Source organism: Pseudomonas floridensis (genome assembly GCF_002087235.1).
Lineage (GTDB): Bacteria > Pseudomonadota > Gammaproteobacteria > Pseudomonadales > Pseudomonadaceae > Aquipseudomonas > Aquipseudomonas floridensis.
Window position 1 is genome coordinate 1 of record NZ_MUIO01000149.1, and the last position, 8,847, is coordinate 8,847.

At 59.4% G+C, this 8,847-nt stretch carries 9 protein-coding genes; all 9 read left to right on the top strand.

Annotation, left to right across the window (positions count from 1 at the left end):
• On the top strand, positions 1-356 hold a 356-nt coding region (locus BZK31_RS26955), incomplete at its 5' end, for a PspA/IM30 family protein (RefSeq protein WP_208617238.1).
• Positions 357-386: 30 nt separating this feature from the next.
• Positions 387-944 carry a rhomboid family intramembrane serine protease gene (locus tag BZK31_RS26960; protein ID WP_083186267.1) on the top strand — a complete coding sequence of 186 codons (558 nt, stop codon included), beginning with the start codon at positions 387-389 and terminating at the stop codon, positions 942-944.
• Positions 945-1,027: 83 nt separating this feature from the next.
• The gene (locus tag BZK31_RS26965; RefSeq protein WP_083186268.1) at positions 1,028-2,053 is read left to right on the top strand and encodes an ion channel; all 1,026 of its coding nucleotides are present in this window, start codon (positions 1,028-1,030) and stop codon (positions 2,051-2,053) included.
• On the top strand, positions 2,050-2,712 hold the full coding sequence (locus tag BZK31_RS26970; RefSeq protein WP_083186269.1) for a YjfK family protein: 663 nt from the start codon (positions 2,050-2,052) through the stop codon (positions 2,710-2,712). Before BZK31_RS26965 ends, BZK31_RS26970 begins: the two co-directional genes overlap by 4 nt.
• 13 nt (positions 2,713-2,725) lie before the next feature.
• Entirely contained in the window at positions 2,726-3,151 is a 426-nt protein-coding gene (locus BZK31_RS26975; RefSeq protein WP_083186270.1) for a DUF350 domain-containing protein, read from the top strand.
• Positions 3,152-3,178: 27 nt separating this feature from the next.
• Positions 3,179-3,940, top strand: a complete 762-nt coding sequence (locus BZK31_RS26980; RefSeq protein WP_083186271.1) for a DUF1190 domain-containing protein — start codon at positions 3,179-3,181, stop codon at positions 3,938-3,940.
• Positions 3,941-3,952: 12 nt separating this feature from the next.
• A complete protein-coding gene (locus tag BZK31_RS26985; protein WP_083186272.1) occupies positions 3,953-5,110 on the top strand; it encodes a glutathionylspermidine synthase family protein in 1,158 nt (385 codons plus the stop codon).
• A gap of 216 nt (positions 5,111-5,326) precedes the next feature.
• Positions 5,327-6,373, top strand: coding sequence for a WD40/YVTN/BNR-like repeat-containing protein (locus tag BZK31_RS26990; RefSeq protein WP_083186273.1), 1,047 nt, complete (start codon positions 5,327-5,329; stop codon positions 6,371-6,373).
• Between the two features lie 27 nt (positions 6,374-6,400).
• Entirely contained in the window at positions 6,401-8,791 is a 2,391-nt protein-coding gene (locus tag BZK31_RS26995; protein ID WP_083186274.1) for an efflux RND transporter permease subunit, read from the top strand.
• Positions 8,792-8,847 lie beyond the last annotated feature (56 nt).

Sequence of the window (8,847 nt, forward strand, 5' to 3'; positions counted from 1 at the left end):
AGGTCAGCCTGCTGCAGAAACAGGTGGTCAAGCGCGAATCGCGCATCAAGAGCCTCAGGCAACAGGTCGAAATGGCCAAGGCTCGCGAAACCGGGCAGAAGGCCCGCGTCGCAACGGCGACCGCCACCGGCGGCGCCAGCCGCGCGCTGGAAACTGCGGGCGGTCCGCTGGCCCGCCTCAAGCAGCGTCAGGATGAACAGGACGCCAAGCTGGAAGCCGCCGAAGAGCTGGCCAGTCAGTCCACCGGCAGCGATCTGGAACGCCGTCTTCAGGAAGCCGGCATTGGTGCCAAAAGCGGCGGTGCGGATGATGTGCTGGCGCGGCTGAAAGCCAAGAGCCAGACGCCGGCCCAGTAAGCGTCAAGTACAGACAGGCGAGGAGGCCTGATGAGCTTTTCAGCACGATTGAAGGTCATCCTCGCATTGTCGTTGTTGCTGGTTGGGGTACAACTGGTGAATGCGTTTTCTGCTGGCAATCTGGTCACGTACGGGATCATTCCGCGTACGGTTTCAGGTTTGCAGGGCATTTTGCTCGCGCCGTTCATCCACGGTTCGTTCCGGCATCTGCTGAGCAATCTGCTGCCTTTCATGGTGCTGAGCTGGCTGGTGGCAACCGAAGGTGTCAAACGTTATGCCTGGGTGGCAGGCCTCGTCTGTCTGCTGGGCGGCTTGCTGGTCTGGTTATTTGGACGCACCAGTATTCATGTCGGGGCAAGTGGCTTGATATTCGGCCTGTGGACCTATCTACTGGCGCGGGCGTGGTATCAGCGCAGTCTCGCCAGCCTGTTTTTGGCCGTGATTGCGCTTGTGGGTTACAGCGGATTGATCTACGGATTCGTACCGGTGCCCGGCGTTTCGTTTGAGTCGCACCTGGCCGGTGCGCTCGCGGGCATTTGCGTTGCGTGGTTGATGCATTCGAAGTCGTTGCTGGCCGAGACCACCTGACCACTCTGAAAGGACATGCTGTTGACTGCGGGTCGTCATCGCCGACCCGTCTGGAAGGGAACCTGACTCATGGATGTGCTCGCATGACCCTGCTGCTGTTACTTCGGCGTCACGCCTCGGTGTTCTTCGAGCGATTCGGTTGGGCTGGCATTGGCATGCTGTTGTTGACGCATTACGCCGTCTCCTGGCTGCTGCTGACGCTGGCGGGCGAAGAGCATCTGATCCAGGGTGCCGACTTCACCTATTTCTACCTCACCACCGCGACCACTGTCGGGTACGGCGACCTGTCGCCCAAATCCGGCTGGGGCAAGATCATTACCACCACCTGGATCATGCTGGGCGGTATCGCCTTGCTGACCACGGTTATCGGCAAGGCGTCGACTTCGGTCGGTGATATCTGGAGAAGAAACATGAAAGGACAGGGCGACTGCTCTGCACTCGCTGGCCACACCGTGCTGATCGGCTGGGATGGCGAAACCAGTGAACGCATCGTCGAACTCCTCGGTCAGGACACCTCGACCAGTCGTACGGGGTTGGTGATCTGTGATTCGATCATTTCCGAAAACCCCATGCCAGGCCGGGCCTCGTTCATCAAGGGTGACTCGCTCGATTCCCCGTCGGTACTGCAACGCGCTGGCGTGACCGGTGCGCAGCGGATTCTGGTGCATACCCAGTCCGACAGCCTGACGCTGGCGATCGTGCTGACGCTTAAAAGCCTCGGGCCGACCGGGCACGTGGTGGCGCACTTCAACAATTCCGAGCGGGCGGCACTGGCCAGAACCTACGCGCCCGAACTGGAGTGCACCTCGAACATGGCCATTGAAATGCTCGTCCGTTCCTCTCAGGATCCGGGCTCGAGTTCAGTGATTACCGAGCTGTTGTGCATCGGCGAGGGCGCCACTCAGTTCCGTCACGTGCTGCCGGGTGACTATCGCTCATCCTGCGGCGAGCTGTACCTGCGTCTGCGGCAGGATTTCAATGCAACACTGATCGGTTATCGCAGTTCGTCCACCGCACAGTTCCAGATCAACCCCGCCAATGACGTACTGATTCAGGGCGGAGAAATTTTCTATATAGCCTCCAGTCGACTTCAAGGAAACGCGCTATGAGTTGGTTCAAACGTGCCATGGGGCTGGAAGCGCCCAAAACCTCGGCCAGCAATGCGGGTTCAACCGGTTTCTCCACGCCGCTGGGGCTGGCGTCAGGGCGCATGCTGTGCCTTGACACCTCACTGAAGATGCTGCTCGATGGCCATTCCTATGTGGTAGTGCCGGGCGACGAAAAAGTCTGGGCGGTCGGTCGCATCGACCTCGGTCAGTCCATGGTGCTGCAGCGTTTCTACCTCGATGATGAGGACTATTTTCTGCAAGTGGTCACCAATGGCCCCAATCCTGAAGATATTCAGGACATCATCCTGTTCGGCTATTACAGTGCCACGCCGATCACCAGCAAGGACGAGTTGTTGCGTCTGACCGGACCTGCATCGAAGATCGGTTTGCCGGTTTACGAGCATGAAGGTGAGACCTTCGAGCGGCAATGGGGAACAGAAACCGGGCAGACCGAGTTGACGCCCCTGAATGAAGACGTCGTCAGCCCTGAGGGTGCCTACCGCGTCAAACACCTGAGCATGCTGTACGCCCGTGAGACGGGTCTGATCAATCGTCGGGAGTTTCTGCTGTTCTCGGTCGAGGAAGACGAGGAGGGCGTGGTTACTCTTACCACGGCGGTTGGCGTGACGCTGCAATCCACTGATATCAACGTTCTATGACAAGGAAATCCTCATGATCGACGCGCTTCGTCTGTCGCTCAACGCCACCGCAGTGTTTGGTTTTGTGCTGTACATTCTGGTGGCAGCCATCCTGTTCGCCCTGTTTCAGTTCATCTACAGCCGCATCACGCCGCACAAGGAGTTCGCGCTGATTCGCGAGAACAACAGCGCAGCGGCACTGGCGCTGGGTGGTTCGCTGATCGGCTTTGCTCTGCCGGCCAGCAACATCATCACCTACAGCATCAGCATTCTGGACGTGATCGTCTGGGTGGTGATTGGAGCGGTGGTGCAACTGGCGGCATTCGGTGTCACCAGTCTGGTACTTAAAGGCCTTTCGGCCCGCATCGCCAGAGGCGAGATGGCGGCAGCCATTTATTCCGCCAGCGTCGCCATCAGCGTCGGTCTTCTCAACGCAGCCTGCATGACCCCCTCGGTCTGATAACGGCGACGGTCAAGGAGACTCTCGATGAGACGCAGTTCAGTAAAATGGGTACTTGCCAGCACGCTTCCCTTAGCCATTTCCGGCTGCGGCGCTGCGGATGATGCCCCTAACTTCCAGGCAAAGGCCAGTTTCAAAACGGTGCAGGAATGTACCGATGCCAAGATTCCGGTGGATGTGTGCTCGGATGCCTACATGAAAGCGTTGTCCGACCACCGGACCATCGCGCCGGTGTATGACGACAAGGCATCCTGCGACGCCGACTTCATCCCGGATTATTGCCAGGTCACGTCCGATGGCAAGTACACGCCGAAGATGGGCGGGTTCGAATTGGGCTTCGAAGGCAATGTGCCCAAAGAGGCTCTGGACCGCGCCAATCAGGAAGTGGCCCAGGCCGCGCCTGCCGGTATGAGCGGTACCACGGGGCTGTTGACCGGTCTGCTGATCGGCAACCTGATGAGCAATGGTTTTGGCGGCGGCAGTCGCTACTACTCGCAGCCCATCTACCAGACACGTGATGATCGCAGTTCAGGCACCTATGGCTATTACGGCTCATCGTTGCCGAGCCAGATGGAGCGTGGCAAGACGTTCGGCAAGTCGACCCAGGCACGCTCCGGCTCCGGCAGTTACGGCACGAGCACGCTGGGCCGCAGCCTGGGTGGCTCCGGTTCGGGGTCCGGTTCGTCGGTGTCGTCGACCATTTCTCGCGGTGGCTTCGGCAGCCAGGCCTCGGCGCGCAGCGGCTGGGGTGGCAAGAGCAGCAGTAGCAGCAGTAGTTTCGGGGGCTGACGGATAGGCGCCATGAAAAAGATCAGCATCGAGGAACGGCCTGACTGGCGAACCACCGTCGAGCGTGAGGGATTCAATTTCCACACCATCGACGGCGAGCGCTATTGGGATGAGCGCGGGTACTACCTGTTCACCGAGCAGCAGATTACCCGTGATCTCGAAACGCCAACCCAGGAGTTGCACCAGCTTTGCCTGGATGCCGTCGGGCGGATCGTGGACAGTGAAGAGCTGCTTTCGCAACTGGCCATTCCCGAGGCGTTCTTCGATCTGATCCGCACCTCATGGAAGCGGGGCGATCCGCACCTGTATGCGCGGTTCGACTTCGCGTATGACGGCAGCGGCCCGGCGAAGATGTACGAGATCAATGCCGACACCCCGACCAGCCTGATGGAAGCGGGGGCGGTGCAACTGCTCTGGCTTGAAGAGCAGATGGCGCGTGGCGTTCTGCCGGCTCATGCAACCCAGTTCAATTCCATTGCCGAAGACCTCGTGCGAGCGTTCGCCGAGTTTCCACGGCAAGGACCGTTTCACTTCTCGGCCATGTCTGGGTCTGTGGAAGATCGCGGCACCACTGATTTTCTTCGTCGAATGGCCGCCCATGTCGGCATCGACGCTCGGCACATCGACATCGAGGACATTGGCCTGACCGGCGATGGCCGCTTCGTCGACATGGAAGGGCAGCAGATCGAGCGGCTGTTCAAGCTGCATGCCTGGGAGCATATCTTTCACGAGGCGTTTGGCAGTCACGTAGCGAGCAGCGGCACCCAGTTTGTCGAGCCTGCCTGGAAAGCCATTCTCAGCAACAAGGGCATTCTGCCTCTGTTGTGGCAATTCAACGAAGGTCATCCCAACCTGCTGCCGTCCCATGTGGACCGTGATCCGCGGCAACCGGTGCCCAAAGGCTGGGTGCGCAAGCCGTATTTCTCCCGCGAGGGTGCCAACATCGAGATGCGCACTCCGGGTGACGAGGTGATCGCGGTGGACGGCCCTTACACCGACGCGCCTTACATTCTGCAGGCGTATTCGCCGCTGCCACGCTTCGGCGACAGCTACACGCTGATAGGCTCATGGGTGATCGGTGATCTGGCCGCTGGTATCGGCATTCGTGAAGATGACAGCCTGATCACCAAGGACACCAGCCGTTTCCTGCCCCATGTCGTCATCGACTGAGCACAGGCAGTCCGCTCTGTATCAGGCCCGTTGATAGCGCATCAATCACGTTCGGTGCGCTTAACAAAAGATAACGACATGTCGATTGTCAGGCATTTGCAAAACTGCCTAGGATGGCATGACTTCCAAAAACGTATGGCCAGAGCGCTCGCGCGCATTTTGGCGGTACGAACGGGTCGATCCGGAACCTGAATAACAATAAGAGGGGAGAAGTCCATGAGTGAGCCTGTCTATTGGCGCACACGGTTACGCGCGGGCATGTCCCTGGCCATCCTGATGTCTTTTTCCGTGGCCGCACCACTGATGGCCGCATCCGATCCGGCGCCCGCTCAGGCTGCCGATCCTTCCGCCCTTTACGCCATCGAATCGGCCAAGGCTTCGCGCGGCCTGTTGCTGGATGTCGCCCATGCCGGCCCGCGTCTGGTGGCGGTCGGGGATCACGGGCACATTCTGTATTCCGACGATCAGGGAACGAGCTGGATCCAGGCGCGTGTGCCGACCCGTCAGTTGCTGACAGCGGTTTATTTCGTAGACGACCGGCATGGCTGGGCGGTCGGTCACGATGCACAGATTCTGGTCAGCAGCGACGGCGGCCAGAACTGGAGCAAACAGTTCGAGGATCTGGCGCGTGAAGCGCCGTTGCTGGATGTCTGGTTCAAGGACCTGCAAACCGGGTTTGCCATTGGCGCCTATGGCGCGCTGTTGACCACTTCGGACGGTGGTCAGAATTGGGAAGACGTCAGCGATCGTCTCGACAACGAAGATCAGTACCACCTCAACGGCATCACTCAGGTCAAGGACGCCGGGCTGTTCATCGTCGGCGAGGCAGGCAGCATGTTCCGCTCCCGTGACGAGGGTAAGACCTGGGAGAAACTCGAAGGTCCCTATCAAGGCTCGCTGTTCGGGGCGATAGGCACCACCAGCCCGTCAACGCTTCTGGCTTATGGCCTGCGCGGCAATCTGTTTCGCTCGACCGATTTCGGCGACAGTTGGCAGCCCATCGAACTGCGGGGCGCGCGCGGCCCGCTGGAGTTCGGGTTGTCCAGTGCATCGCTCCTGGCCGATGGCTCGCTGGTGCTGGTCGGCAATGGCGGCAGCGTGATGCGCAGCAGCGATGACGGCGAAACGTTTCAGGTCTATAACCGCCCTGACCGGATTTCGCTGGCGGGCGTGACCGCCAATCTTCAAGGCAATCTGATTCTGGTAGGACAAGGGGGCGTACGCGTCACCTCGCCGACGGGCGCCGAGACGACCCAACAATAAGACCTTTCAGGGCGGGGACATTCAGGCATGACCAATCTTCAGCACACGCAACACTCCGGCGACAAGGAGACCTTCCTCGAACGCCTGATCTTCAACAACCGTCCGGCCGTCATCGTGCTGTGTCTGCTGACCAGCATTTTTCTGTTCTGGCAGGCGACTCAGGTCCGCCCGTCCACCAGTTTCGAGAAAATGATTCCGCTGTCGCATCCATTCATTCAGAACATGATGGAGCACCGCAATGACCTGGCGAATCTGGGCAATACCGTGCGTATCTCGGTGGAAGCCAAGGATGGTGACATCTTCTCCAGGCAGTACATGGAAACGTTGCGCCAGATCAGCGACGAGGTGTTCTACATTCCCGGCGTTGACCGCTCCGGCCTGAAATCCCTCTGGAGCCCCAGCGTGCGCTGGACCGAGGTGACGGAGGAGGGGTTTGCCGGTGGCGAGGTGATCCCGCAGAGCTACAACGGGTCCGATGACAGCCTGGACCTGTTGCGCAATAACGTTCTCAAGTCCGGCCAGGTCGGGCGGCTGGTGGCCAACGACTTCAAGTCCAGCATCATTGACGTGCCGTTGCAGGAGTCCTATCCGGATCCGGCGGATCAAGGCAAGTTGCTGGCGTTGGACTATCAGCAATTCTCCCACCAGCTCGAAGAAAAAATCCGCGACAAATACGAGGCGCAGAACCCCACTATCAAGATTCACATTGTCGGCTTCGCCAAGAAGGTGGGCGACCTGATCGACGGTCTGTTCATGGTGGTGATGTTTTTCGGCATTGCCTTTCTGATCACACTGGTCTTGCTGATCTGGTTCACGCGCTGCATTCGCAGCACCGTCGCCCTGTTGATCACCACATTGATTGCGGTCATCTGGCAACTGGGCCTGATGCATGTAGTGGGGTTCGGCATCGACCCATACTCGATGCTCGTACCGTTCCTGATTTTTGCCATCGGGATTTCCCACGGCGTGCAGAAGATCAACGGCATCGCCCTGCAATCCAGCGACGCCGATAACGCGCTGACGGCGGCACGACGTACGTTCCGCCAATTGTTTCTGCCCGGCATGATCGCGATTCTGGCCGACGCCGTCGGCTTCATCACGCTGCTGATCATTGACATCGGTGTGATTCGCGAACTGGCCATCGGTGCCTCCATCGGGGTGGCAGTGATCGTGTTCACCAACCTTATCCTGTTGCCAGTGGCGATTTCCTACGTAGGCATCAGCAAAAGGGCGATCACGCGCAGCAAGCAGGATGCGGTGTCCGAGCATCCGTTCTGGCGTCTGCTGTCCAGCTTCGCCAGCGCCAAGGTCGCCCCGGTTTCCATTGTGCTGGCGCTGCTGGCCTTCGGCGGCGGCCTCTGGTACAGCCAGAACCTCAAAATCGGCGATCTGGATCAAGGTGCGCCCGAGCTGCGTCCCGACTCTCGCTACAACCAGGACAACGCGTTCATCATCAACCACTACTCGACCAGTTCCGACGTGCTGGTGGTGATGGTCAAGACGCCACCTGAAGGCTGCTCGGCCTACCCGACCATGTCGGCGATCAACGAGCTGGCGTGGAAGATGGAGAACACTGCGGGTGTGCAGTCGGCCATTTCGCTGGTGACGGTATCCAGGCAGGTCATCAAGGGCATGAACGAGGGCAACCTGAAATGGGAAACCCTGTCGCGCAACAAGGACGTGCTCAACAACTCCATCGCCCGAGCTGACGGTCTGTACAACAACACCTGTTCGCTGGCACCGCTGCTGGTGTTCCTCAACGACCACAAGGCCGAAACCCTAGACCGCGCAGTGCATGCGGTGCAAGACTTCGCCAAGGAGAACAATCGCCCGGACATGCAGTTCCTGCTGGCCGCCGGTAACGCGGGGATCGAAGCGGCGACCAACGAGGTCATCAAGAAGTCCGAGCTGACGATCCTGATTTTGGTCTACGTCTGTGTTGCGGCCATGTGCATGATTACTTTCCGCTCCTGGGCAGCGACGCTGTGCATCGTGCTGCCGCTGGTCTTGACCTCGGTGCTGGGCAATGCGCTGATGGCTTTCATGGGTATCGGCGTCAAAGTCGCGACCTTGCCGGTGGTGGCATTGGGTGTGGGGATCGGGGTCGATTACGGTATTTACATCTATAGCCGTCTGGAAAGTTTCCTGCGCGCCGGGCTGCCGTTGCAGGAGGCCTATTACGAAACCCTTAAATCCACGGGCAAGGCGGTATTGTTCACCGGTCTTTGCCTGGCGATCGGTGTGTGCACCTGGATTTTTTCGGCCATCAAGTTCCAGGCGGACATGGGGCTGATGCTGACCTTTATGCTGCTCTGGAACATGTTCGGCGCCCTGTGGCTGTTGCCAGCGCTGGCGCGGTTCTTGATCAAGCCGGAGAAGATGGCGGGGAAGGTGGGCAACTCGCTGTTTTCGCATTGAGTGACTGCGCAGGTCCGGCTGTCTGCGGGGGCTGAGGCTCTTCGCGGACAAGTCCG

What these genes read in the sequence shown, in the direction of transcription:
- BZK31_RS26960 (WP_083186267.1), top strand. Translation starts at nt 387, where the DNA reads ATGAGCTTTTCAGCACGATTGAAGGTCATCCTCGCATTGTCGTTGTTG.
- BZK31_RS26965 (WP_083186268.1), top strand. Translation starts at nt 1,028, where the DNA reads ATGACCCTGCTGCTGTTACTTCGGCGTCACGCCTCGGTGTTCTTCGAG.
- BZK31_RS26970 (WP_083186269.1), top strand. Translation starts at nt 2,050, where the DNA reads ATGAGTTGGTTCAAACGTGCCATGGGGCTGGAAGCGCCCAAAACCTCG.
- BZK31_RS26975 (WP_083186270.1), top strand. Translation starts at nt 2,726, where the DNA reads ATGATCGACGCGCTTCGTCTGTCGCTCAACGCCACCGCAGTGTTTGGT.
- BZK31_RS26980 (WP_083186271.1), top strand. Translation starts at nt 3,179, where the DNA reads ATGAGACGCAGTTCAGTAAAATGGGTACTTGCCAGCACGCTTCCCTTA.
- BZK31_RS26985 (WP_083186272.1), top strand. Translation starts at nt 3,953, where the DNA reads ATGAAAAAGATCAGCATCGAGGAACGGCCTGACTGGCGAACCACCGTC.
- BZK31_RS26990 (WP_083186273.1), top strand. Translation starts at nt 5,327, where the DNA reads ATGAGTGAGCCTGTCTATTGGCGCACACGGTTACGCGCGGGCATGTCC.
- BZK31_RS26995 (WP_083186274.1), top strand. Translation starts at nt 6,401, where the DNA reads ATGACCAATCTTCAGCACACGCAACACTCCGGCGACAAGGAGACCTTC.